Origin of the sequence: Serratia sp. K-E0102 (assembly GCF_029962625.1) — a bacterium.
Lineage (GTDB): Bacteria > Pseudomonadota > Gammaproteobacteria > Enterobacterales > Enterobacteriaceae > Serratia > Serratia sarumanii.
Genome location: NZ_CP124754.1, coordinates 3,132,691 through 3,158,089, shown reverse-complemented (window position 1 = coordinate 3,158,089; position 25,399 = coordinate 3,132,691). Strand labels below are relative to the sequence as shown.

Below are 25,399 nucleotides of genomic sequence, written 5' to 3'. Positions count from 1 at the left end.
GGGCAGTGGTGCGTCAGTCTCATGAAAAAGGGGAACCCCCGCGGCGGCGGGGGGCAGAACGGGATTAACCGGCGGTGGCCGGATTGACCAGCCAGGTGCCGGCGTTGTCGATGCTGAGTTGCTGCTGGCGGAGCCGATCGTTGTGGCGGATCTCCAGCTGATAACGGCCCGGCGCCAGATTCAGGCTGGCGAAGCCGTTTTCGCCCGGCGTCACCTGCTGCGGCTTGCCGTCGAGGCTGACCTGTTCGCCCGGCTGCAGTTTGAAGTACACCAGCGCTACCGGCTGCGGTGGCGGCGGCGCCTTTTGCGGTTCCACCGGCGCAGATGGCGCGGTTTGCGGCGCGCTCGGCTGCTCCGTCAGGGTTTTCTGCGCCGGTGACGTCTCGGTGTTTTGCGCTACGGCCGGGGTATCATCCTGGCCGCCGCTCAGCCAGGCGACGGCGCCGATCGCCAGCAGCGCCGCGACGCCGGCGCCGGCCATCATCGGCCGCGAGAATTGGGTGCTGCGCGCGGTAACGGCGCCGGCGGCCGCGGCGGCAGCAGCCGGGTTGGCGGCCACCAGCAGGTTCTCCGGCGCGGCGGCCGGGGTGCTGATGATTTCATTTTCATCGGCGATCGGCAGATGCAACAGCTCGGCCATTTCATCGATGGTCTGCGGGCGGTCCTCCGGTTTCAGCGCCAGCGCGCGGTCGACGGTGCGCAGCAGCTCCGGCGAGTAGCCGGTGGGGCGGCGCTCGGTCAGTGGCTGATAGCTGTCTTCGATGCTGCGCACCACGCTGACCGGCGGCGGCGAACCGACGATCAGCGTGTGCAGCACGGCGCCCAGCGCATAAATATCGGTCCAAGGCCCCTGTTCGCCGTCGCTGTTCTCGGTGTACTGCTCGATCGGCGCGAAACCCGGTTTCAGCATGATTTCCGTTTCGTCCGACAGGTTGCCGATCTCTTTGCGCGCCGACCCGAAGTCCAGCAGCACCGGCAACTGGCTCTCCTGGATTTGGATATTATCCAGCGAGATGTCGCGGTGCAGGTAGCCTTCCTGATGGATGGTGTTGATGGCGCTGAACAGCGGCGGCAGAAGCCGCCGGATCCACGCCTCGTCGATTTTCTCCGGCTGCTGCGCCTGCAGGTTCTTCAGCGTGGTGCCGCTGTAAAACTGGGTGCCCATGTAGGCGGTGCCGTTCTCTTCCCAGAAACGCAGCACGTGCAGCAGGCCGGGGTGCGAGAAGCGCGCCAGCAGGCGCGCCTCCTGAATAAAGCTGTTCAGCCCGGCCTGGAAGGTTTTGCCGAAGCGTTCGCCGCGCAGCCCGATGCTGAGATCGTCGTTGCGTTTCGCCAGCGAGGTCGGCATGTACTCCTTGATGGCGATGGTGCGTTCCAGTTGGTGATCGTAGGCGCGGTAGACGATGCCGAAGCCGCCTTCGCCGATCGCTTCCTGGATCTCGAATTCGTTGAATCGATAGCCGCTCGGCAGGCTGTTCGAATTCGGTTTGGTTATCCCGGTTCCCGACATAGTGATGACTCTCTGTGTTCAAAGGGCCGCCGTCTCGGCGGCCGCGGCGTTATGCCTGAAATTGACAAATGAATTCGTTGTTCTGCAGCGCGATATGCAGCTGGCGATAGCGCTGGTCGTTGGCGCTGCCGGTCAGCAGGGTGTGGCTGATCTGCGGCAGCAGGGTGTTGGTCAGGATGGCGTCGACCATGCGGCCGCCGGACTCCACCTCGGTGCAGCGGCTGACGATCTGCTCGATGACCGCGTCGTCGAAGGTGCAGACGATGTCGTGATTCTCCGCCAGGCGACGCTGGATGCGGCCCAGCTGCAGGCGCACGATGTTGCCCAGCGTGGCGTCGGTCAGCGGGTAATACGGCACCACCAGCAGGCGGCCGAGCAAGGCGGCCGGGAACACCGACAGCAGCGGCTGGCGCAGCGCGCCGCTCAGCGCCTCTGGCTCCGGCAGCAGCTCCGGATCGCTGCACAGTCCGGCGATCAGATCGGTGCCGACGTTGGAGGTCAGGATGATGATGGTGTTGCGGAAATCGATATGGCGGCCTTCGCCGTCCTCCATCCAGCCCTTGTCGAACACCTGGAAGAAGATTTCATGCACGTCCGGGTGCGCCTTCTCGATTTCGTCCAGCAGCACCACGCTGTAAGGGCGGCGGCGCACCGCCTCGGTCAGCACGCCGCCTTCGCCGTAGCCGACATAGCCCGGGGGCGCGCCTTTCAGCGTCGAAACGGTGTGCGACTCCTGGAATTCGCTCATGTTGATGGTGATGACGTTCTGCTCGCCGCCGTACAGGGTTTCCGCCAGCGCCAGCGCGGTTTCGGTCTTGCCGACGCCGGACGGCCCGGCCAGCAGGAACACCCCGACCGGCTTGTTCGGATCGTCCAGCCGCGCCCGCGAAGTGCGCACCCGGCGGGCGATCAGATCCAGCGCATGGCGTTGGCCGATCACGCGCTGGTTCAGGGTGTCGGAGAGTTGCAGCACCGCCTCAATCTCGTTTTTCACCATGCGGCCCAGCGGGATGCCGGTCCAGTCGGCCACTACCGCCGCCACGATGTTGGCGTCGACGGCGGCGAAGATCAGCGGCGCTTCGCCCTGCAGCGCGCTCAACTGCTGCTGCAGTTCGCCCAACTGGGCACGCAGCGCGTCGGCGTCAGGGCCAGCCTGCGTCTCTTCGTCGGCAGGCTCCGCTTCCTGTTGGTGCAGCTGTGCGCGCAGTGTGATGATCTCTTGGATCAGCGCCAGCTCCTGCTGCCAGCGGTCGGTCAGCTGTTCCAATTCCTGGCGCAGCGCGGTCAGCTGGGCTTCAATCTCCTGCGGGCGCAGGGGATCGCCGATGCCGACCTTGGCCTCGCGGCGGGCGATATCCAACTCTATCTGCAGCGCATCGATGCGGTGGCGGCAGTCTTCGACCTGAGCAGGCTCGGCATGTTGGCTGACCGCCACGCGCGCGCAGGCGGTATCCAGCAGCGCCACCGCCTTGTCCGGCAACTGGCGGGCAGGAATATAGCGATGCGAAAGCCGCACCGCGGCGTCCACCGCTTCATCCAGCAGCAGCACGCGGTGGTGTTGCTCCAGCGGGCTGACGGTGCTGCGCAGCATCAGCAGCGCTTTGTCTTCGCTCGGTTCATGCACCTGCACCACCTGGAAACGGCGGGTGAGCGCCGGATCCTTCTCGATGTATTTCTTGTATTCCGACCAGGTGGTGGCGCCGAGGGTGCGCAGCTGGCCGCGCGCCAGCGCCGGTTTCAGCAGGTTGGCGGCGTCGCCGGTGCCCTGGGCGCCACCGGCGCCGATCAGGGTGTGAATTTCGTCGATAAACAGGATGATCGGCGTCGGGCTGGACTGTACTTCGTTGATCACCGCCTGCAGCCGTTTTTCAAACTCGCCTTTGACACCGGCGCCGGCCTGCAGCATGCCGATGTCCAGCAGGCACAGTTTCACGTCGCGCAGCTGCGGCGGCACGTCGCCGGCCACGATGCGCAGCGCCAGGCCTTCCACCACCGCGGTTTTCCCGACGCCGGCCTCGCCGGTCAGCAGCGGGTTGTTCTGGCGGCGGCGCATCAGGATATCGATGATTTGCCGGATCTCCTCATCGCGCCCGGCCACCGGATCGATCTCGCCGTTGCGCGCTCTGGCGGTCAGATCCTGGGCATACTGCGCCAGCACGCTTTCACCGCTGCGCGCCGCGCCGGATACGTTCTCGACGCCGCTTTCCGCCGGCGCATCCTGGGCGTTTTCCGCCGAGTGAGCGGTGATGGCGGCGAACTGCTCCATCAACAGATCGGCGTTGATGCGCTCGAACTGCGGGGAAATGGCCTTCAGCAGATGGCGCAGGCTGTAGGTTTTCAGGATGCCGAGCAGCAGGTGGCCGCCGCGGATGCGCGCCGCGCCGAATTTCAATGAGCCATAGACCCAGGCGCGTTCCACCGCGCTGTCGATGTGCTCGGACAGATCGGAAATGGCGCTGGCGCCGCGGGGCAGGCGATCGAGCGCCTCGACGATATCGCGCGCCAGCTGCGCCTCGTCCAGCGCGAAGTGGCGGACGATCTGCTGCAGATCGCCGTCCGGCGATTGCATCAGCTGATGCAGCCAGTGCGCCAGTTCGACGTAGGGGTTACCGCGCAGCTTGCAAAACGCCGTCGCACTTTCCAGAGAGGTGAATAACAGGCTATCCAGTTTGCCAAATAATACCGAGCGGCTGATTTCAGACATGGTTTTCCTCAGGTCTCAGAGTGGCCTGGCGCCGCAGGGCGCCGGCCGAAATAGGGTCAGAACGGATTTTCCAGCGGTTCAGGGCTGAAGATCAGATCGTCGAGATCGCGTTGCCGCCGATCGTCGGCCAGCCAGCTGCTCAGGCCCAGCCGCTGCGCGCCGCCGAGCTGGATGCCGTGCGCCTGTTCCTTCGCCAGGATCAGGCGCACTTCCCAGACGAACTCGATGCCCAGATATTGGCGCACCCAGTCGCGCAGCTGCCGGCACAGGTCGGCGCCGGGCAGGAAGCGGTCATAGTCTTGCTGCGGCATCGGCCCCAGCTCGATGCGGAATTTGTGCTGAATATCGCGCACCGCGATGCCGAGAAAGGCCGATTCGCCGAGCCGCGGCGCGCCGCGCCCGGCCTTGAGCCGAGCTTGTTCGCGCGGTTCCACCCGCAGCCAGTGCGGCACGTTTTCGACGATGCGCACCGGCACCTTGAAATACTGCTGCAAAATCTTGCTCAGGCCTTCCGGATCGCGGCTGTGGCGAATCAGATGACCGGCCATAAAATGTTTGGCGTGGGCGTTGATGCTGTCGCGTTCCTGCTGCGCCGGCTGGCCGATGCCGATCAGGCTCGACAGGTACTCGTCGAAGCGCCGGTTGTCCGGGCGATCCAGCGACACCGTCGGCTGCGCGTCGGCCCAGGCGCGGTAAAACAGCAGCGTCAGCCGGTGATGGAACAGGTTGGTGAACGCCAGCAGGGTGGTGTCCTGGTGGTGGTACACCCGCTCGCGCACGTATTCGGTCAGGTGCAGCGGCAGCGGCCCGTTGGGGCCGAACAGGCCGAAGCTGAAGATCGAGACGTCGTGCAGCGGGCTGTTGGCGCGCGGCGCCACCTGCGCCAGCGTGGAGGGCGCGAACGACAGCGACGGCTCCTGGCCCAGGCGCAGCATCTCGTGGCGCGGCAGCGGCGCGCGCCCCAGTAGGTAAGGCTGGCCGCCCTGGGCGTCGATGCGGCGCAGCAGCTGAAACAGATCGTGCTTGTAAGGCGCGCTGCGCAGCCGCGGCCAGAAGTCGTCCGGCAGGCGATACAGCGCGTTAATCTGCGGCGGCGCCAGTTCGGTGGCAATCATCTCCGCGCTCATATCAGCGTCCTTTTGCCCATGCGCGCCTGCCAGTGGGCGATTTCGCCGCGCTGCTGGCTGGAGAGCGTCATCTCGGTGAAGGTGTTCATCGCCACCAGGCGTGAGAACAGGCGCTCCAGCACGCTGCCGAGTAGATAAGGGCTGTTGCCGGAGAACGCCTGCTCATCGACCGTCAGATCGATGGCGATGCCGCGCGCGAACACGATGGGGCCCGGCTCCGGCACTCGCCGATAGACCGGCCGCAGGTTGCAGTGGCGCACGCCCTGGATCTGTTTGGCGATCGCCGGCTCGCTCAGGTTGCCGTACAGCCCCAGCAGCTGGCGCAGGCTGGCGGCGCCCTGTTCCGGATCGCCGTCCATCATGCTGAGGTAGTTCAGCTGCAGCTGGCTGATCAGCCGCCAGGTGATCATGCCTTCGGCCAGCGCCGGGCGCGGCGGGGTGGGGCCTTTGCGCAGCGAGACCTGCTTGATCGGGATCGAATCGGGCATCACGAAGTTGCCCTGATCCTGTTGCAGCAACATCAACGGCAGGTCGCGGCTGGTGCACAGCACGTCGGCGGTGAGGTATTTCAGATCGCTGTGCCACGGCGATTGCCGCTCGTCCACCAGCGACACGAACACTTCCGAACCGGCATAGCCGGTGCGGGTGCCGTAGCGGCGGGCGTGCTCCGACAGCGTGCGCTGTTCGCGCCGCAGCGAGAAGTAGGCGCCATAGTTGCCGTCGTCCGCGCTCAGGGTGCTGTAAAACGGCCGAAACTCTTGCTCGTAGCGTTTTTCGCTGGCGCTGCCGCCGAGCCGCTGCACCGAGAACACTTCGTAATCCAGCGGCCGGATATTGTCGACCACCAGATGGTATTCGTGGTTTTTTTCGTTGATCGCGATGCGTTCGGCGACCTTCGGAAACAGGTTGATCACCGGCGTGCAGTGCAGCGCCAAATGGGCGGCGTCGACCACCCGTTCCAGCGCGGCGTCGTGCCGATCCAGCAGCACCACGATTTCGAACTGGCGCAGCGCCTTTTTCCCTTCGCGCACGCTTTGCAGCAGCGGGCGCAGGCCGTTGACGCTGAAGAACTGGAAGCGCGCCGGGAAGGCGAAGTACTCCTGCAGCAGCCGGTAGCCTTCGAAGTTGCGCAGGTCGTTGGGCAGCAGCGCCTGTTCGGCGGCGAAGCCCTCCTGCCGCAGCCCGTCCAGCGCCAGCGCCCGCCGCTGCGGCTGCGCCTCCACCGTTTGGCAGACAAGCCCGACGCTGTGCTGCATCAGCAGTTCCAGCAGCTGCTGCGCCTGCATGTCCGGCCCGGCCAGGTAAAACATCAGCTGATCCAGCTGCAGGTTGTTGAGCGTCACGCTTTCGTAGCACTCGAGACGAATGCGCAGCGCGCTGACGCAGCCGCTGTGCTGCAGCCCCAGCGAGGCCAACGGGATATCGGCCGGAATGCCGCCCAGCTCGACGGCGGCGATGCGCACCGGCTGCAGCGTGACGTCATGGGCGGTGGCGTAGCTGCAGGTGATGCCGCTTTTCTTCAGCGTCTGGCTGTCCATCATGGTGCCGCGCGGCACCACGAAACCGTTGCTGATGTCGCCTTTGCTGCTGTCCGGCTGCAGTTCGGCGATCGCCATCGACGGCGTCGGCGACAGGTAGTTGGGGTAGATGATCTCCAGCAAGCGCTGAGAAAAGCGCGGGAACTCGGCGTCCATTTTCAGCTGCACACGCGAGGTGAGGAAGGCGAAGCCCTCCATCAGGCGCTCGATATAAGGATCCGCCACGTCGATGCCGCGCATGCCGAGACGGCCCGCGACCTTCGGATACTGTTCGGCGAACTCGGCGCCCATCTCGCGCAGATAGGCCAGCTCGCGGTTGTAATAGTCTAAAAGTTTACTGTCCATCGCCTTACCCTATGTCTTTCAGATCGAAGTGGCCGTTTTCCAGATCCACGTCGGTACGGAACAGAAACTCCAGCGGATAGGGCACGCACCACAGGCGGCCCTTGATTTCGATCGACAACACGTTGTGCAGCTCCAGCGAGCCGGTGTCCGAGATGCAGCGCACTTGCAACCCTTCGGGCAAAATGCGCGGCTCGAAATGGAGAATGGACTCGGTCAGCGCGCGCTGAATGTCGAGCCATTCGATGTCCGACATGCGCTTGCCCGCCAGCGAGGCGATGCCGTAATTCAGGGTGGAGCGCCGCACCTGAGGAAAATCGCCGAGATCCAGATTGGATTCGCTGTTGACGCAGTTGAACAGCCACTGCAGATCGCGCAGCACCCGGCGGCGCAGTTCGCTGTGCGACACCAGGTTGCGCACCTGCGTCTCCTGTTTTTTCTGCGGCTCGTCGTCGGTCAGCATGTCGAGCAGCACCGGCTGCATTTTGTCGCGCGACGTCAGGCGCTCGCTGTCCTGACGATAGCGATAGCCCTGGCGGTGCAGATCGCCGCCGTCGTAGTGGGGTGGGCGCTTGTCGTTCATGGTCAGGCGCTCGCGTCGAAGCTCAGCTGCCGCAGGCTGTGCAGCGGGAATTCGTCGCTTTCGCTGAGCCAGGTCTTCAAGCCCAGCCCCGCATAGTGGGTGCCGTCGCCCAGCGGTTGCCATTCGGTGCGTTTGCCCAGCAGCAGCGCGTCGTCGCTGTCTTCGGCCAGCGGGTAGCGGGCGGGCAGTTGGCACACCTGTTCGCGGCCGTCGGTCAGGCGCACCAGCGCATGGCTCCACACCAGATCGATGGCGCTCTGCGGCGCCTGGAACTGGATCGCGGCGATGTCGGCGAACGGCAGCCAGTAGTAAACGCCGTTCAGTGCCAGCTCGCACACCGGGCCGAGGCGGCCGTCACCGTCGGTCAGCCAGTCGAAACGCAGTTGCCGTTCTTGGTCGCCTTCGGCCAGCGTTAACCGCCCGGCGCCGGCCGGGGCGGCTTCCAGCGCTTCATCGCGCAGCGCCTGGGCCTGTTCGGCCGCCCCTTGCGCATCCTGATGCAGCGCCTGCACCATCAGTTTCAGCCAGGGCTGATCCTGCCGCAGCAGCGCCGGCGCGGCCGTGCCGGCAAACACCGCCTGGCGTTGCAGCTCGGCGTTGACCGACTGCATCAGCAGCAGCGTGGTCGGTTGAGCTATCGGTTTCAGCGCCTGCCAGGATTTCAGCTGCGCGTTGGCGCGCGTCCAGTTGCCGCTCAGGCACAGCAGTTGCACCAGCGCGGCGCGCAGGTCGGCATCCGCCGGTTTCGCCTTGATATCGTTTTCGACGGTGGTGATGGCCGCGCCGATCGACTGGCCTTGCAGCATGCTTGCTAATGATTTCACAGGCTTTCCTTATAATCAGTGAGTGGCGCCGTTAACCGACAGGTAGCTGCCGCTGGCGGGATCGACCCGGTCTGCGGCCAGCTTTTCCACCAGCTTGAAGGTCAGCGGAGCGGGGGCGCTCAGCAGCGGTTGCCAGGCGGTTTGCGCCTGCTGCAGGCGCTGTTTGATCTTGTTCTCGTCTGCGGCGTCGACGCGCGGCATTTCAACGATCGCTTCGCCGTTGAACGCCCACGCGTGCAGCTTCGGTTCGAAGCTCAGTAGCAGGAAGCTGCCCGGCGCCTGCGGGTTGCCGCCCAGAACCAGCCGCTGGGCGTTGGCGCTGACGACGGTCAGCGCGCGATCGCCGCCGTTGATCTGCGCCAGCGGATAGCCTTGCAGGAACCACAGCGTCGGCGAGAGGGTTTGCCCGCCCTGTTGCAGCGTGACCGCGCCGCTGCCCTGCAGCCAGCCGTCCTCGCCGCAGCGCAGCGCGTCGCCGGCGGGAATGAACAGCGCGCCGCCGTTGGCTTCGTCACGCCAGAAGGTGCGGAAGTGGCAGCCCTGCGGCAGGCTGAAACGCTGAGCCGGCGCGGTGTCCGCTTGCGGAGAGGTCACGGCTACTGCCGCAGGGATCGCCGGCTGCGGCGGGGTCTGCGGCTGCTCGACGGCCTCCTGTTTGACCACCGGTTTCCAGCCGCGCGCTTTGGCGGCCTCGCCGCTGGCCAGCTTCTCACCGCGCTTGTCGGTCAGCGTCCAGGGCAGGTGGCCGGTTTTCGGGCACTGCTTTTCCAGCAGATTGCCGACGCGCGGCAGGAAGTCGTTCAGCACCGCCGGATCCTGGCTTTGCGCCGAGACGATGCGCAGCGGGATGCTTTTGCCGCACCAGCTTGCCGGATTGCTGTTTTTGACGTCATCGATAAACACTTCCAGCTTCTGGCTGGGGGAGTAAACCAGGCGATAGTTCATCGCCTGCGCGGTCGGCACCGCCATCAGGGCGACGAGCCCCGGCATCCAATATTTCATAGTGAACCTTGCTGTGAATGTGCGCTGCTCAGTCGCGGCTCAGAAACCGTTCCGCATCCGCCAGCGAATGCAGCAGGGTGGTTTCCTGCGGTGAGCCAATCCAGACGGCGATAGCGCTGTAGTTATCGCTGTTATTGTTTTTCTTCCATGCCTGCTGCATCAGAGCGATCCACTCGTTGGGGGAGTTGACCATGTGCAGCGACTGTTCCAGTTCGGCCTGGCTGAAGCTGTGCCAGAAGCCGTCGGTGCACAGCAGGAAAACGTCGCCGTCTTCCAGCTGCAGCACGTCGCTGTAGGTGGCGTCGCGCTCTTCATTGAGCCCCAGTGCGAAATACAGCAGGTTGCTGTTGATGCCGTTGGTCTGATAACCGGCGTCCTGCATCTGTTGGATCAGGCTATGGTCGGTGGTAACGGCATGCAGGTAGCCGCGGCGGAAGAGATACAGGCGGCTGTCGCCGGCGTGCGCCCAGTAGGCCAGCTGATAATCGCGATCGATAAACAGGCTGACCAGCGTGGTGCCCATCTTGCTGTATTCGTCCGACTGTCGCTGCTGCTGGTGGATGGCGGCGTTGGCGCGCGTAATGTGCTGGCGAATGCTCTGGGCGTTCAGGTGCTTTTCGCCGTCGAAGTTTTGCAAAATGGTGTCGCGCGCCAGTTTGGCGGCGATATCGCCGCCCGGAAAGCCGGCGATGCCGTCGCACACCACGAAGCAGGCGGCGCGGTTGCCGAGCACCTCGCCGGTCTGATCCTGGTTGGAGGCGCGGCCGCCCTGGTTGGAGGTAGAGGCTATGGTGATATTCATTACGCGTCCGGTTTGGTCTGTGAGTCTTTGTATTGATTCACTTCAACGTCATAGGCGTGCAGGAAGGCTTCGCCGAACAGGGTGTGGAAATCGTCCTCGATCTCGCCGGAGGTTTGCTGATAGTTCTTCACGAAGTAGTCCCACAGCGCAGCCTTGCGGTTGGCGGGCAGCGACAGGCGCGGCGCCACGCCTTCCTTGCGCGCTTCCTCTTCGAGACGCTCCGGGTTGAACGACTGCAGCATGGCGGCGATGATGGCGCGAATACCGGCGATCATCCCCAGCTGGTGCGCCTGCAGGTCGATCAGCGCGTCGCGCACCGCCTGTTCCGGCGGCATAAAGCCCGGCATCTGGCTGCCGAACATCTGCATCAGCACCGTTTTGCCCGAAGGCAGCAGCTTGAACGGGTTGTTGGCTTCGTCGAGGATCATGGTCATTTCGGCCTTTACGCCGCGCTTGAGGATAGAGCGGGATGAGAGCAGGGCGACGGTGCCTTGCGAGAACAGGCTCAGCAGGCGGCCGGCCTGGCGGATCTGTTGTTCGTCGAAGTGCGGCTGCGGCTGCAGATCGTCGAGACCGATGCCTTGCAGCAGCGCCGCCAGCAACGGCCCTTCCAATGTGTCGCCATTCGGCGCGGCGGCATGTTGCCGCTGGGCGGACTGGTAGGCGACCGGATCGATGCCCAGGCGGTTGCCCTGACGCGGGCGCGGCGGCTGCACGGGTGGTTCCTGCTGGCTGAACTGCGGCGCGGGTTGGGGCTGCGGCTCGGGGATTTGCACAGGTGGCGGCGTCGGCTGTGGGCGCGGCGCTTGCGGTTGTGCGGCGCTCGGCGGCGGAGACGGCGGCGCGGGCGGCTGTACCGGTTCTTCCGGCTGGGCCAGCGGCACGGCGCCGCCCATCAGCAGCCCCAGCGGATCGTTGCTGTTCAACGCTTCTGGCGAAGCGGGCGCGGATGAACCGCCGAACAGCGCCAGCGGATCCAGCTCTTGCTCCGGTTGCTGCGTTTTTTGGGTGGGAGCCGCCGGGCGCGGCGGCGCAGCCTGCTCCGCCAGCAGCGCGCTGGGGGTGGTATCGGCCAGGATGTGTTCGCGCTCAAAGGTGGTGTCGGTGTTGAACAGCGCCGCCGGATCGGTTTGCTGCTGCTGCAGCTGGCGCAGATCGACATCGCCCGCCAGCTGCGCCAGCGGATCGGCCGGGTTCAGCTCGCGAGCGGGAGTGTCCAGCAGCGGGTGGTTGCCTGGATTGGCGACCGGCGGCGGTGTGACTGTGGCGGCGGCCGGCGCATTCGGCGTGAATTCTTCCACCAGGCTGTCCCAGATTTCGTTGGGGATTGGCGCGGCGGATTTTTCTTTGGCGGCGGCTGCAGGGGCCGCAGCAGCGGCAGTGGCGGCGGCCTTGGCCACCGGTTGAGCCTGTGGCGCGGCGTGCTGTTGCAGCGCGCTGACTTCAATCTGGTAATCGTCGATGCCGAGCACGTCGCCGTCCTGCAGTTCAACCTGGCGGCCACGTTCCAGCGGAATGTCGTTCAGCAGCACGCGGGTAACGTTGCCGCGGTTGGTGATGCGGCATTCGCCGTCAGCGGAAATATGCACGATCGCCTGCAGGCGAGAAATGGCGCGCTCTTCGTCCGGCAGCACCAGGTTGTTGTCTACGCTGCGGCCGATGGTGCCGCCCGGCGGCAGAAAATCGCAACTGCTCTGCGGCGGAACCTGGCCGCTTTTATTTTTTACAATGGAAAATCGCATAAGGCATTCCTGCTGATTAGGAGGTAGTGCAATAATTAATGATTCGATCTGTGGCTTGCCAAAATTGGCGGGTATTTTGGCAAGCCGTTAAGTTGTTTCTTAACTCGTTCACTAAGGCTTGTTGTGGTCTTAATTTTACGAAATGCTTTTGTTATTAATTGAAGGCTTGTTGATTAGAGAATTGAAATTAGATTTCTTGATTATCCCAAGGTAACTACCCTCTTATAACTAATTTACTGATTAGAGTAGCGAGAAAAGATGATGTTAGCTTCACTGGCGCTCTGCAGTGAAAGACAATCTAAAGTATGGTAAGTCCCTTGAACTGAGCCTTGGCTATTTTTATTTGCGTACTGTTCAGCCAGTTTTTCACCTTGTTCAAATGCATCCAGAGGCAGTTCACTCAATTCTAAATAGGCGGCGGCGGAACGGAAGGCATCCTGTTTGGTTTTTACTGAGTCAGTGGACTTCCCAATGCAGCGGCTGACTAACCAATTTTTATATAGTGCCTCTTGCGATAAAGCATTGAGCGAGTTTTCAGCAAGGACTACATGGCTTCCGAGCAGCAGAGACATTAAAAAGTACGTGTATCTTCTCATCCGAGATAACCTTTGATATGAGCCGTCGTTTGAGCAACTCTGATATCAGTTGTCGTCTTTCCCTTGGTACTTCTTGATGATGGTTTGCAACGCTTGGCTATGTACAAGATCGATGCACTTTGCCATCGTCATCGGCTCCCCAGACATGCTGTCATAGGGCTTTGCCAGAAATTCTTTTGCCAGCGCCCTGACAGCGGTATGCGCTTCCAGAGAATAATCGCCGAACTCCATGTAACCCCGAGCAGCGGCGGCGGCATCGTTTTTGACTTCTTTCGCTGAGTACCCCTCGGCGATACAAACGCTAAGCGCGTAGTTTTTGAGGTACTCGGCAGGGGAATACTTTCCGTTGGCGTAAGCTTCAGCATTCAATACCGCCAACATGAGTAGGAATACAGTTTTAATCGTAAGACGTGAGTTCATCGATTCGTTTTTGCATCGTATCGGCCAAGCAGTCTTTGTCATCTCGGCATTTATCCCTTTGCAGTAACCAAGATTTTTGCGTGCTGTTTAAAGAAGCCGCCAGTTTTTTATCCCCTACATCGGTCGCCTGCTTTTTTGCCAACAGCCAAGCTTGGGAAACGCTTTTATCATAAGCGGATAAATTGAAGTCTGAGCAGATAGTTTTTTCAACAACACTTTTAGATTTAGCACAGTCGAAAGACGCTGCAGGTTTAGGATCTTTCGGTAACCGTTCTAATTGCAGTAGCGAACCATCGTACCAATTAATCAGCATTTTTTGTGGATTGAGAACGGCAAAGCTGGAGCTTGCACCATTATCGGATGGGCCGAATGATCCGGAGTGACAAGCGATCTTGAAAAGAGAGACTTCTGCTTGGCCGTTTTCTTTCAATGCATAGTTTTTAGCCGTGATGCTTTTATCTCCGCCCATCGACTTGCCGATGAATTGATTTAGCGTGCTTCTCTCAATACTTAAGGTTGGCGCTGTGCAGACGTCTTTTTCCGGCAGATTGTTTTCTATTGATTTAGTGGAAATATTGATTACCCTTCCTAGTAATCGAGGGTCGTTAAGTTGATAGTTAAGTGTGCGGGTAGTCTCATTGTCTATGTTGACCTGAGTCACTTGCCATAAGCCATCAATAGTTGATGATGTCGGGGCATTAACGTTTTTTTCTGCTGCACATGCAGTAAGTGAGAAAAATACGCTACTAATTAAAAATGCAGATAATTTCATTGTGGCGAATTCCTTAGCGATAGTTTCCATTTAAATAGAGCTCGACTTCATAATTTCTTCTGTTTATCAGCCCTTTCATCACTTTTCCACCTGAGGTAATGGCACGTTTTATTTCTGTCATTGCATCAGATATTTTGCTCTGATTAATGAATGCTGCGACGTTGTTGAGTCGACCACCTGGATTATAAGCAAAGGAGACTAACGCATCAAACTCTTGTTGTGTGAGTGGAACAAGAATTTTATTCCTAACAGCTTTTTCATAGGCAGGTACTATAAATTTAAGTAGTTCCGTTTCCTGTGTGTCGGTTAAAACCACTAAATTGTGATTTTCTTTCGCGAAGTCTTTAGCTTGCTGATGATGTAACCCGGCGGCTGCACTGATTTTATCTGCAGTTGCGCTGTCTAATCCAATCGCGATCATGGTATTTTTTATTGATTCTATAGAGCGAGCTTTCATATCATAACCCGGCCCCAGAGTGACCCCGCTTGCACCGCCAGGCCAATGTAGGTGGTTACTTACTCCGCGCCATGCTTCAATATTAAAGATAAACCTTAAACCGCTTTGTGAAATGCCCATAGCTCCGGGGCCTTGACGACCTGCACTACCACCGATAGGAGGTTGTGGTGCTCGGGTTTCGACGTGTGAACCCAAGGCTAAGAATGTTTTTCTACCAGCGATGCCGTCAACATGCAGACCTTTTTTACGTTGCACTTTTTTTACTGCTAATTCAGTCTTTAGACCGAATATGCCATCAGGGTTAAGAATAGCCTCCTGTTTATTAAGCAATTCTTGCAATGATTTTACGTGATTTCCTCTGTCACCTTTTCTAATCGCTTTCATCATGATTTCCTTATCTAAAAAACATCGCTTGCCAAACCAACCTCCCCATAACGGGGAGGTTGTATAACAATTAAGCTTCGCGGTTTTCCTTGATGTTCCAACCTGCGCTGCTTTCGGCGCCTTTGCCGCCTTTGTCGCTCTGCTCCCAGTATTGCTGTTTCACTTTGGCCGCCTGGAACGAGTAGGTGACGCCCACGGTGTCTTCGCCGCCTGCGCCGGTGTACTGCACGGCGGTGACCAGCACGTCGTCCAGGGTGATTTTAACGTACTCAACCTGAGTACCGCCCGCCTTGCAGACAGACAACTCAACCTTGGTCAGGTGCTTACCGCTGGAGCAGTGCTTCAGCAGCGCCGGGGTTGACTTGTCGACCAGCGCGTTAACGTGCAGATCGTTGAAGCACACTTTACCGGCGCCACCGCCGCCGCCAACGCCCATATTGCCCGGTTGAGAAGCGCCCCAGGAGAAAGAAGTAATGTCGGTCCAGCCTTTGTGATTCGAATCTTTAGATTCGCCGCTGGCACCTTCAACTTTCAGGAACATATCAATAGCCATAGTTTCTTCACTCTTTATTAAGGGTTAACAGTAGTATTAACGTTACGTTGAAAAACTCAGGTAATAGCAGCAGGAATTGCAAGTGTGGTAATGCATTACCAATTTATATCCTTGTGCCATGCACCTTATTAAATACCGAAAACTATCGGTACGGGTTACCGAGCCACTATTAAGTGCTAATGGCTCAATGCTTAATTATTTCGCGTTGTCTGGGTTCAATGTATGTTCTGGTTTTTTTCGATCTGCAAGCATGCAGTTAAACCAAACCTCATGCATTTACTGACAAGCCGATGGAACACTAGCTTAATTCCCAAAACCAGACTTCTTTGCAGTTAAAATAGCAATGGGAATGGCAGGTCAATAGCGAGTTTTCTGGTTCGATCAGATCAATGTGTCCGCCATCATAGTTGGTTATTTTATTGAAGAACACGACGCCTTTTTTATTACCGATACCCTTCTCTGCATCTGGAGCATTAAAGAAAATTTTGGCTTTGCCAAAACTACTGGAGCGATGCAACTGATCGGCCAGCAGTTTTGCTCCGGGTTCAATCGTTTTACCCTTATAGGCGCCTTTTTTGATTGGCAGGCGGCCTTTGAAGCTTATGCCGGCTTTCAACAGCGCCAGGCTCATGCGGACGGCACAGGTATTGGCATAACCAGGGTTTTGCTTTAGAAGCGCATCAAGCTCATAACCAATCTCAGCGTAAACGGCTTCTGCGGCCAAATATCCCGAGCTAGAGTAATCAGAGGAGTAATGGCTGCTTTTTAGCTGACGATATAAAGGTTTCATGCTTTGCCTCCTTTGCACGGGAAGCGAGTTGCAAGAGCCTCTTCAATCAGGGGGGCAGCCCTTTCGTGCAGGCGCGCAGCGGGAAGTTTATTAAAGAATTCGAACACAAACTCCTGCAGAGTGACGGTTTGTAGCTGGCTGTATTGGCACCAGCTTTTGCCTTCCGTCGCGTCCAACACGCCCAGCAAATAAATCCGCGCTTTCTCTTTTTCCTGTTTATCTGCACTGCGATAGAAACGGAAAAAGTCACTGCCCGGCAGATTGACATCATCGGACGTCAAATGCGCTATCGATGTCTGCTCTGCGAAAGCTGGCGGCGCGGCGGAGAGCGAGCAGACGACCGCCAACAGCGATGCCAGATAAAACCGTTTTGTCTTCATCTTTCTTTCCCTGTGATGAGGTTAATGTATCAGCCAGGCCGCACTATCGCGGCCTGACTTCAGCCCATCAGGACGCGTCGTTTTGCTTCAGCGAAGGCAGCTTCGACACCAGGCGCAGGGAGACGGTCAGGCCTTCCAGCTGGTAGTGCGGGCGCAGGAAGAACTTGGCGCTGTAATAGCCCGGGTTGTCTTCGATCTCTTCCACCTGCACTTCCGCCGCGGCCAGCGGTTTGCGCGACTTGGTTTCTTGCGAGGAGTTGGCCGGATCGCCGTCCACGTAGTTCATGATCCAGTCGTTCAGCCAGCGTTCCATGTCGTCGCGCTCGCGGAAGGAGCCAATTTTGTCGCGCACGATGCACTTCAGGTAATGCGCGAAGCGGCAGCAGGCGAACAGGTACGGCAGGCGCGCGGAAAGCTGGGCATTGGCGGAGGCGTCGGCATCGTAGTATTCCGCCGGCTTCTGCAGCGACTGCGCGCCGATAAAGGCGGCGAAGTCGGAGTTTTTGCGGTGCACCAGCGGCATAAAGCCGTTTTTGGCCAGCTCGGCTTCGCGGCGATCGCTGATGGCGATCTCGGTCGGGCACTTCATGTCCACGCCGCCGTCGTCGCTCGGGAAGGTGTGGCACGGCAGGTTTTCCACCGCGCCGCCGGATTCCACCCCGCGAATGGCGGTGCACCAGCCGAACTCTTTGAACGAACGGTTGATGTTGGCGGCCATGGCGTAGGCGGCGTTGGTCCAGGTGTAGTTGCCGTGGGTCGCGCCGTCGGTGTCTTCTTCGAAGTCAAACTCGTCCACCGGGTTGGTGCGGATGCCGTACGGCAGGCGCGCCAGGAAGCGCGGCATCACCAGACCCAGGTAGCGCGCGTCTTCCGACTCGCGCAGGCTGCGCCAGGCGGCGTACTCGGTGTTCTGGAAAATCTTGGTCAGATCGCGCGGGTTGGAGAGCTCCTGCCAGGACTCCATCTGCATCACGCTTGGCGCGGTGCCGGCGATGAACGGGCAGTGCGAGGCGGCGCCGATCTTGGCCATTTCGCCCAGCAGCTCCACGTCCTGCGGGCTGTGATCGAAGTAGTAGTCGCCCACCAGGCAGCCGAACGGTTCGCCGCCGAACTGGCCATACTCTTCTTCGTAGACTTTCTTGAAGATCGGGCTCTGGTCCCAACCCACGCCTTTATAACGCTTCAGCGTGCGGCCCAGCTCCTGCTTGGAAATGCTCATAAAGCGGATCTTCAGCATCTCGTCGGTTTCGGAGTTGTTGACCAGATAATGCAGGCCGTGCCAGGCGCCTTCCAGCTTCTGGAAGTCGTCGTGGTGAATGATCTGGTTGATCTGCTGCGACAGCTTTTCGTCAATTTCCGCAATCAGCGCCTGGATGGTGCGGTAGGCGTCGGAAGAAACGGTGACGGTGTTTTCCAGCGCCTGCTGCGCCAGGGTTTTCACCGCGTTCTCGACCGCTTCTTTGGCCTGATCGGTCTTCGGCCGGAACTCTTTGTTCAGCAGCGCGCTGAATTCATCGCTGGAAAAAGTCTCGGTGGTCTGCAACGCATTTTGTTGCTGAGGCGAGTTGCTCATCGATTAATCCTCACGCTCGTTGTTTTCGTCGTTAACCGCCGGCTTCGGCGCGTCGGTCAGGGATTGCAGCAGCGCCGGATTTTGCAGGATCTTGGAGATCAGCTCTTCGGCGCCGTTCTTGCCGTCCATGTAGGACAGCAGGTTGGAAAGCTGGGTGCGGGCGTCCAGCAGATTGTCCAGCGCGTCGACCTTGCGGGCGATGGCGGCGGGGGAGAAGTCTTCCATGCTTTCGAAGGTCAGATCGATGTTCAGCTTGCCTTCGCCGGTCAGGGTGTTGTCGACCTGATAAGCGACGCGCGGCTTCAGCGATTTCATGCGCTCGTCGAAGTTGTCGACGTCGATCTCCATGAACTTGCGCTCTTCTACGCTGGCTTGCGGATCGACCGCTTTCCCCACCAGATCCGCCATCACGCCCATCACGAACGGCAGCTGGATTTTGCGCTCTGCGCCATAAATTTCGACATCGTATTCAATCTGTACGCGCGGCGCGCGGTTGCGGGCGATGAATTTCTGCCCGCTGCGGGATTTCGAGTTTGACATGATTTACTCCATCTAATGGCGATTGGGAACGCGCCTCGTCCGGCTGGGAGAGTCAGGTTCTGATTCGGGTCTGCTCAGGGGCAGACGGTATCGGATGCGTCAAGAGAACAAAGGTCGGCGGCTAGCTGTTCTCCTCGTTGTCGGGGCGACCGAGAATGGTCTCCAGTTGGTTAAGCCCATCGGGCGCCAAATCGCGGACGATTTGCATAAAGTCCAGCGTAATCAACCGCTGGACCCGATCGATCATCAGCGGCGCCGGGTGGCTCGGCTCATGAAGACGAAAATAGTTTTTCACCTTGTCCAGCATCAGCTGGGCGTCGTCGCGTGACTGGATCTGCGCGCTGCGCCAGTTGAGCGGGGCGGTGGCGCTCTGCACGGCGGCGGGTGGCTGCACGGCGGCGGCTTCCGGCGGGGCGTCGGGTTCGGCGGTGGCCGGGGCCTCGCTCTGGCCGGCGAGCGCCACCAGCGAAAAGACCTTGGTGAGCGCGCTCATTTCCGGCAGCGCGCTTTCCCCCAGATGACGGGTCACTTCGCCGCGAATGGCGCTCAGGGTGTTGGCGATGCGCGCCACCAGGGCGCCTTCAGGGCGATCCTGTTGCGCCAGCTCATCCTGCAGCCGTGCGCGGCCGCCGGGAAAGTTGGGGCACTCCTGCTTGCTGCCGTCGAGCAGGGCGCCGGCATCGCGCAGCGAGATTTCACCGGCGGCGCTTTTCAGCAGCGGCGCGGCGCGCACGCTGGCGGCCAGCGCGGCTTTGTCGCCAAGGTCGGCCAGCGCGTTGATGCGAAACAGTGGGTCGGCCTCGCCGTCGAACTCCAGCGGCGGCTGCAGGGCGTCCCAGTAACGGGCCATCGACTGGTGGATCAGCGTCAGCCCGTCGGCGTAGCCCGGCAACCCGCGCAGCTGGGTCCAGGCGCGGGTGAGATACAGCATGACGCGCAGGTCTTTGGTGCGCGTCAGCAGCGAGGTCGCGAGGCGTTCGACCTGCACCCAATCCGGCGCTTCTTCCGGGATGATGGTGCTGCCGAACTGTTGTTCGGCCTTGCCGGTGGCGGCTTGTTCCATTGCCAGAAAGTCGGCGTCGTATTCCAGGTTGTCGCCGCAGGGATTGTCCGCGTCGACCGGGGCCAGCAGGGTATCGGTGTCGATAGCCATAAAATTTCCTTCAACGAGCGATGTTAATCAAACATTTGCGGGTACTGGCCGCCGCGGCCGGGGCGCGCCCAGCCGTTGGGCTCGAACAGCAGTGAAAACAGCTGCACGGTGAGGTTGCCGCTGTGCACGTGGGTGTAGAGCGGGTGTCCGTCGGCCTGATTGGTCCACCAGAAACTGGTGTACTGCGCCGGGTCGAAACAGTCGGCGGCCTGTTGCCAGCCGAGGCCCGGCACGTCCGGATGCTGGAAACCGATAATCGACAATATCTCGGAATCCGCTTCCGCCGGCGGGCTGGGCAGCGCCGGGATCGCCTGCAACGTGCGGTCGATCTGCTCGGCGGAGAAACCGTTGCGCACGCCGTTCAGCAGGGTATAACCGAGCTGTTGGTACCAGCTCGCCGCCATGTTCAGCTGTTGCGGCCGCCAATCCTGTTGGCTGAACAGGCGCAGCGCGCAGATCGGGTAGCGTCGCCCGACGCGATCGCGCGCCGGCAACAGGCAACCCATCTGCACGTACGGGCTGCCGAGCGTGGCGGGGATCACGAAGTTCCACACCGGTGCGTTGCTGAACGGGTGGCCGTTCGGCCCCTGCGCATCGCGCTGCAAATTCACCAGCCCGTTATGGAACCAGTGGGCCCAGTTGTTGACCACCGGATCGGGCAGGCGGCGTTGCAGGAAGTCGCCGGCGGAAGGGAGTTTGCCGTACCAGCCGATGCTCGTCGGGGCGCTTGAATCAGTGCTCATGGTCATGTCCTTTCGGGGCTACGGGCACGAGAAGGCCGGCAGTTGGAACGGATTGCGAATGCTGTTGGGCGTGAACTCCAGCGTGACGCGGTGGCCGTCAAGATTGAAGGTCGCCTGGCGGCCGAGGCCGCCGGTGCCCGAAGACTGCGCCATATCCACCAGGCGGTTCAGCGCCCACGGCCCGCTGGTCACCAGGCTGGCGGTGGTGCCGTTGGCCAGCGCCAGCTGCAGATGCACCTGGTTGGTATTGCGGGTGCCCGGCCAGCTGACCACCAGCGGCACCTGCGGGCCGTGGCTGTATTTGAACAGCTGCCCGTCGATATCCAGCGTCAGGTTGAGGATGTCGTTATCCATCCGCACCGGCCGCACGGTCACGCGGTACGAGGGCGTCGCGGTGCCGTTGGCGAAAAAGGCGTCGCGGATGCGCTGCGCCTGTTGGAACGACCGCAGGATGCCCTCGCCGCCGGGCAGCGTCTTGCCGTCCACGCCGGGGGTAAAGCGCCAGTTGGCGCGGGTGGTGTCGACCTTGCCCTGCAGGTTGTCGCGGAAGAAGCTGTCCATCAGCCCGCTGTTCGGCGCGAACATGCGCGCCAGATCGTCCGGCGTCACTTCCTGGCGCGCCCGTGCCACCAGCGGATAACGGCCAGCGATCGCCTGGCGGCAGAAACTGCCGACCTCGAAGCTGATGCGCTTTTTCACGTTCTCCATCTCTTTGCGCTGGGTGTCGCTGCTGGCGCCGATCGCCAGCGACAGCAGCATCTGTTTGAACGGCACCGGCAAGCGGCCGGATTCGGCCTGCAGACGCGGGATGATGTCGCTCGGTGGCGCCGACATGCCGCTGTTGGCCGCGCCCTGAACCGCCGTCAGATAGCTGTACAGCTCATCGACCTGCTTGAGCACGCTGTCGAAAGGGATCGCCTTATTGCCTTCGCCCTGGCTTTGCGCCAGCTCCAGCAGCGGCGCGAAGTGCGCCATCACCAGCTGTTCCGGCTGGGCGGATACGTCGCCGTCGGCGTTGGCCGGCCGGTTGGTGAACAGCGCTTCCAGCGTGCGATTGGCGTTTTGATTCAGTCTGTCTTCGGTTTTGGCCAGCAGCGAGCGGGAGTCGGCGTCGCTTTTCTCGTCGCGCAGGGTGACGTTTTTGCTGACGTTGACCAGCAGGTTACGCATCGGCGATGGGTTGCCGGACAGCAGGCGCGCGCTGCTGATGCGCTGGGTCAGGTTGCCGATGTTGGCCAGCTGGATATCCCCCAGTAGCTCATCCCAGGCGCTGATGAAGTCCTGCATGTACAGCTGGCGGATGGTCTTGGTCAGGTCGGCGCTCTTCTGCTCCGGCGTCTGGCTGTTCAACACCCAGACGTCTTCCTTGCGCAGGGTGTCGGTCACCGGATCGATGTTGTCGTTGAACGCTTTCCAATATCCCTGCGAGGTAAACAGGCCCGGCACGCCGTCGGTCACCGGTTTGCCGCTTTTGCGGTTGAACGCCAGCTCGGTCTGCGGGCCGGCCAAATCGACCAGGCTGACCGGCTTGATGTCGGTCTGCTTCAGCAGCAGGCGCTTGAGGCGGCCGTAGACGCGCTGCGACAGCGGCGCCCGGTTGATGGCGGCCTGCGCCTGCGCCACCAGTTGGTCGTCTTTGGCGTAAGGCGAGGCCTGGATCTGCGCATCCAGCAGCTGGCCCAGATGCCATTCGATCTGCTGCAGCTGTTTCTGGGTGCTGCCCTGCGGCAGGTTGCGCTGCAGGTTGAGCATCACCCAGGCGCGCAGGAATTTGCCGTCGTACTGCTTCGGCAGATACAGCATCTGGTAGGCCTTCAGCGCTTCGTAGCTGAAGTCCGCATCGCCGTGGTTGTCGTTGCGCAGCGTGGCGGCGATCTGTTGCGCCACCTGCGGCAGCAGCAGCTCTTTCAGCGCTTTTTGGTACAGCGCATTGCCGGCGTCGCTCACCTGATCGCCGCGGAACAGCCCCATGCGGTAGGTGAACGGCGGATCGTCCAGCGAAAAGTTCTGGCTGTCCGGCAGGTGCAGCAGGCTGTTGAGGAACGGCAGCAGCGAGAACATGTCGCCGTTGCCCAACTGCGTCAGGTTTTGCCCCTGGCGCTCGACGCCGGGCACCTTGGCGGCCACTTCTGCCAGATAGGCCTTGTTGTTGCCGTAGCTGGTGAACCAGAGCATCGCCAGCACCGCCAGGATCACCGCCAGCGCGATGTAACCCGCCCAGTGCAGGGCGCGGTTGCGGTATTCCCACCAGCGGTTGCTGCCCGCCAGCCCGGATTCCTGGAAGACCACCGATTCCAGCGTCTCTTTCAGGAAGAAGCTTTGGCCCTTGGCCGCCGGGATTGGCGCTTCCTGACCCACGCTGTCCCAGGCCGCGTTGGCCTGCGCCCCTGAGTTTGCCGTCGGCAGCTGCAGATAGCGGTTCAGCTCGCCCATCACCCGGTCGAACGGCAGGCCTTCCTGCGTGCCGCTGGTGAAATAGATGCCGCGCGGGGTAAAGCGGGTTTCAAAACTGGAGGTGGCGAACACCTGCTCCAGGTATTGGCCGAGCAGCGGGCGCAGCGCGGCGAACTCCTGCGGGAACAGGTAGCTTTCGGCGCGCTGGCGCGCGTCGTGCTCCATCAGCAGCGTATCAGGCAGCGCCGCGTCCAGCCGCTGTTGCAGCAGGGCGTATTGCTGTTCGAAAGCGGCGTTCAGGTTGAAGTCCGGCTGCCGCGAGCGCTCGTAAGGGAAGGTGAACCCCCAGATCTGGTCGCGCTGTGCTTTGTCGAAGCTGCCGAAGTAGGCCATAAAGCCGTTGAGCAGGTCGGTTTTGGTGACCAGCACATAGACCGGGAAGTGAATGCCCAGCTGTTCGTGCAGTTCGATCAGGCGTTTGCGCAGCGCGCTGGCCTGGGCGGCGCGCGCTTCGGCGCTGTCGCTCAGCAGATCGGCGACGCTGATGGTCACCATCACGCCGTTGATCGGCTGACGGGTGCGGTATTTTTTCAGCAGCGCGACGAAGCTTTGCCACTCGCCGGCGTCTTCTTCGCGCTGGCTTTCCTGCGTGGTGTAGCGGCCGGCGGTGTCGAGCAGCACGGCGTCGTTGGTAAACCACCAGTCGCAGTTGCGGGTGCCGCCCACGCCGCGCAGCGCGGATTTGCCGAAGCGATCCGCCAGCGGGAAGTGCAGGCCGGAGTTGACCAGCGCGGTGGTCTTGCCGGCGCCGGGCGCGCCGATGATCACATACCACGGCAGTTGGTACAGGTATTGGCGGCTGAAACGGGTCATCCAGCGGTGTTTGCCGTCGCCCTGGCCCGGTGTGAAGCGCGCCTTTTTCAGCAGCTGCGCCGCTTCGTCGAAGCGCTGCGCCAACTGATCGTCTTGTTTGACCTCGGGCTTGCCGTCTTCCGCCGGCACCGCTTCGGCGGCGCGCAGGTTGCTCAGCAGGCGGCTGTTGAACCAGGCGCTGTAGAGGCGCGGGATCAGTCGGCACAGGAACCAGATCAGGTAGATAACGCCGATGGCGATCTGGCGGTTGAGTTCCGGCTCCAGCGGGCGATAGTCGCCGATGGCCACCAGCGGGCCGATCATCCAGATGATGAACGCCAGCGCGGTAATGCCGACAAAGCCCCACAGCAGGCGGCTGGTGATGATGGAGAATAACGTACTGAGCATTACTTTCCGGTTCCTTGCGGCAAGCCGTTGATTTCCGCCTGGGTATTTTCCGGGGCGACCAACAGCGTAATTTCTACCCGGCGGTTCAACGCGCGGTTCACTTTGTTATCGTTCGGCGCGACGGGATTGCTCTCGCCGCGGCCCTCGGCCTTGACACGCTGCGGGTTGGCGAGGTGCTTTTGCAACCGGGCGCTGACCGCTTCGGCGCGCGCCAGCGACAGCTCCCAGTTGGAGGCGAAACGGGCGCTGCGGATCGGCACGTTGTCGCTGTAGCCGGTGACCAGGATTTTGCCGCTGACGCCGTTCATGGCGGCGGCGATGCGGTCGATAACCGGAATATAGTTGGCGCGCACCGTGGTGGCGGCGGAGTCGAACAGCCCGTCGCCTTTGAGGATCACCACGCTTTGCTGCGCTTCGTCGCGCACCACCACCAGCCCTTCGGCGATCTCTTTGCGCAGGAAGCTCTTCAGGCTCAGCGTCGGCGGTGCGGCCGGCGCCGGGTTACCGATCGCCACCTGCGGCAGATTGGTTTGGTAAATCGCCGCCAGCACCGGGCTGGTGTTGTCGCCCAGCCGCCAGTTGAGGGCGATGAACAGCAGCGAAGCCAGGAAGCCGGTCAGCGCCACGCAGGCCCACAGCGGCACCAGCGGGCGCCACAGTTTCTGCTGTACCGGCAGATCCAGCGCATGGGGCGACAGCGGCGGGGCATAGCCGCCGCGCACCGACCGGATCAGCTGCAGCAGGCGCTGTTTCATGGTTTCCAGCTGCGAGCGGCCGTTTTCCATCACCCGATAGCGGCCTTCAAAGCCCAGCAGCAGGCAATAATTGATCAGCTCCAGCAGGTTGATGTGCTCGCGCGGGCTTTGCGACAGCTTGGCCAGCAGCTGGAAGAATTTCTCGCCGCCCCAGGTTTCGTTATGGAAGGTCACCAGCAGCCCGCTGCCGGACCACACGCTGTTGCTGCCCCACGGGGTCAGCGCCGCCGCTTCATCCAGCGCGGTGCACAGGCAATAACGCGCGCCGATGATCACCTCGTACGGCAGGTTGGCGCGTTGGCCGCGGATCTCGAAGCGGCGCATTTCGTCGATCAGCTGTTGGCGCAGCTGCGCCGGGTTGGCGTGCGTGGCCGACTGGCGGATCTGCGAAATGGCGTTCAGCAGCGGGTTGGCGGCGTCCACCAGCGGGTTGGCCGCCGGCGCCATGCTATTTT

Annotated in this window: 22 protein-coding genes; all 22 read right to left on the bottom strand. The window is 61.3% G+C overall.

The window, feature by feature from the left end:
• Positions 1-64: 64 nt before the first annotated feature.
• Complete coding sequence (locus SSARUM2_RS15150) at positions 65-1,510, bottom strand: serine/threonine-protein kinase (protein ID WP_060438535.1); 1,446 nt, start codon at positions 1,508-1,510, stop codon at positions 65-67.
• A 49-nt stretch (positions 1,511-1,559) separates the two neighbouring features.
• Positions 1,560-4,214 (bottom strand): type VI secretion system ATPase TssH, encoded by a 2,655-nt coding sequence (gene tssH / locus SSARUM2_RS15145; RefSeq protein ID WP_060452569.1) that lies wholly within the window; start codon positions 4,212-4,214, stop codon positions 1,560-1,562.
• Positions 4,215-4,270: 56 nt separating this feature from the next.
• On the bottom strand, positions 4,271-5,341 hold the full coding sequence (tssG, locus tag SSARUM2_RS15140; RefSeq protein ID WP_033647813.1) for a type VI secretion system baseplate subunit TssG: 1,071 nt from the start codon (positions 5,339-5,341) through the stop codon (positions 4,271-4,273).
• Positions 5,338-7,224, bottom strand: a complete 1,887-nt coding sequence (gene tssF / locus SSARUM2_RS15135; RefSeq protein ID WP_033647812.1) for a type VI secretion system baseplate subunit TssF — start codon at positions 7,222-7,224, stop codon at positions 5,338-5,340. The genes tssG and tssF overlap by 4 nt, the downstream gene beginning before the upstream one ends.
• 4 nt (positions 7,225-7,228) lie before the next feature.
• Positions 7,229-7,804, bottom strand: coding sequence for a GPW/gp25 family protein (locus SSARUM2_RS15130; RefSeq protein WP_033635032.1), 576 nt, complete (start codon positions 7,802-7,804; stop codon positions 7,229-7,231).
• 2 nt (positions 7,805-7,806) lie between these two features.
• Positions 7,807-8,628, bottom strand: a complete 822-nt coding sequence (locus SSARUM2_RS15125; RefSeq protein WP_265093626.1) for a type VI secretion system accessory protein TagJ — start codon at positions 8,626-8,628, stop codon at positions 7,807-7,809.
• 15 nt (positions 8,629-8,643) lie between these two features.
• Positions 8,644-9,630, bottom strand: coding sequence for a hypothetical protein (locus SSARUM2_RS15120; protein ID WP_039565453.1), 987 nt, complete (start codon positions 9,628-9,630; stop codon positions 8,644-8,646).
• 28 nt (positions 9,631-9,658) lie between these two features.
• On the bottom strand, positions 9,659-10,432 hold the full coding sequence (locus SSARUM2_RS15115) for a protein phosphatase 2C domain-containing protein (RefSeq protein ID WP_049234725.1): 774 nt from the start codon (positions 10,430-10,432) through the stop codon (positions 9,659-9,661).
• Complete coding sequence (tagH, locus tag SSARUM2_RS15110; protein ID WP_060452570.1) at positions 10,432-12,174, bottom strand: type VI secretion system-associated FHA domain protein TagH; 1,743 nt, start codon at positions 12,172-12,174, stop codon at positions 10,432-10,434. Before tagH ends, SSARUM2_RS15115 begins: the two co-directional genes overlap by 1 nt.
• A 233-nt stretch (positions 12,175-12,407) precedes the next feature.
• Positions 12,408-12,746, bottom strand: a complete 339-nt coding sequence (locus SSARUM2_RS15105; protein WP_225369035.1) for a T6SS amidase immunity protein Tai4 family protein — start codon at positions 12,744-12,746, stop codon at positions 12,408-12,410.
• Positions 12,747-12,815: 69 nt separating this feature from the next.
• Positions 12,816-13,151 carry a T6SS amidase immunity protein Tai4 family protein gene (locus tag SSARUM2_RS15100; protein WP_080437548.1) on the bottom strand — a complete coding sequence of 112 codons (336 nt, stop codon included), beginning with the start codon at positions 13,149-13,151 and terminating at the stop codon, positions 12,816-12,818.
• A gap of 16 nt (positions 13,152-13,167) precedes the next feature.
• Positions 13,168-13,962 (bottom strand): lysozyme inhibitor LprI family protein, encoded by a 795-nt coding sequence (locus SSARUM2_RS15095; RefSeq protein WP_072270122.1) that lies wholly within the window; start codon positions 13,960-13,962, stop codon positions 13,168-13,170.
• A gap of 13 nt (positions 13,963-13,975) precedes the next feature.
• Positions 13,976-14,806, bottom strand: a complete 831-nt coding sequence (locus SSARUM2_RS15090; protein ID WP_225369034.1) for a pesticin C-terminus-like muramidase — start codon at positions 14,804-14,806, stop codon at positions 13,976-13,978.
• A 67-nt stretch (positions 14,807-14,873) separates the two neighbouring features.
• Positions 14,874-15,356, bottom strand: a complete 483-nt coding sequence (locus SSARUM2_RS15085) for a type VI secretion system tube protein Hcp (RefSeq protein ID WP_004961372.1) — start codon at positions 15,354-15,356, stop codon at positions 14,874-14,876.
• A 298-nt stretch (positions 15,357-15,654) separates the two neighbouring features.
• Entirely contained in the window at positions 15,655-16,146 is a 492-nt protein-coding gene (locus SSARUM2_RS15080; protein ID WP_041035661.1) for a T6SS effector amidase Tae4 family protein, read from the bottom strand.
• Positions 16,143-16,526 (bottom strand): Rap1a/Tai family immunity protein, encoded by a 384-nt coding sequence (locus tag SSARUM2_RS15075; protein ID WP_025303292.1) that lies wholly within the window; start codon positions 16,524-16,526, stop codon positions 16,143-16,145. Before SSARUM2_RS15075 ends, SSARUM2_RS15080 begins: the two co-directional genes overlap by 4 nt.
• 67 nt (positions 16,527-16,593) lie before the next feature.
• Positions 16,594-18,099: a type VI secretion system contractile sheath large subunit gene (gene tssC / locus SSARUM2_RS15070; protein WP_016927259.1), complete on the bottom strand. Its 1,506-nt coding sequence runs from the start codon at positions 18,097-18,099 to the stop codon at positions 16,594-16,596.
• Positions 18,100-18,102: 3 nt separating this feature from the next.
• Positions 18,103-18,639 (bottom strand): type VI secretion system contractile sheath small subunit, encoded by a 537-nt coding sequence (gene tssB, locus SSARUM2_RS15065; protein WP_033635026.1) that lies wholly within the window; start codon positions 18,637-18,639, stop codon positions 18,103-18,105.
• A gap of 121 nt (positions 18,640-18,760) precedes the next feature.
• Complete coding sequence (gene tssA, locus SSARUM2_RS15060) at positions 18,761-19,792, bottom strand: type VI secretion system protein TssA (protein ID WP_060438539.1); 1,032 nt, start codon at positions 19,790-19,792, stop codon at positions 18,761-18,763.
• A 23-nt stretch (positions 19,793-19,815) separates the two neighbouring features.
• A complete protein-coding gene (tagF, locus tag SSARUM2_RS15055; protein ID WP_033647808.1) occupies positions 19,816-20,535 on the bottom strand; it encodes a type VI secretion system-associated protein TagF in 720 nt (239 codons plus the stop codon).
• A gap of 18 nt (positions 20,536-20,553) precedes the next feature.
• The gene (tssM, locus tag SSARUM2_RS15050) at positions 20,554-24,189 is read right to left on the bottom strand and encodes a type VI secretion system membrane subunit TssM (protein ID WP_060430468.1); all 3,636 of its coding nucleotides are present in this window, start codon (positions 24,187-24,189) and stop codon (positions 20,554-20,556) included.
• Entirely contained in the window at positions 24,189-25,391 is a 1,203-nt protein-coding gene (locus SSARUM2_RS15045; RefSeq protein WP_049272050.1) for a DotU family type VI secretion system protein, read from the bottom strand. The genes tssM and SSARUM2_RS15045 overlap by 1 nt, the downstream gene beginning before the upstream one ends.
• Positions 25,392-25,399: the final 8 nt, after the last annotated feature.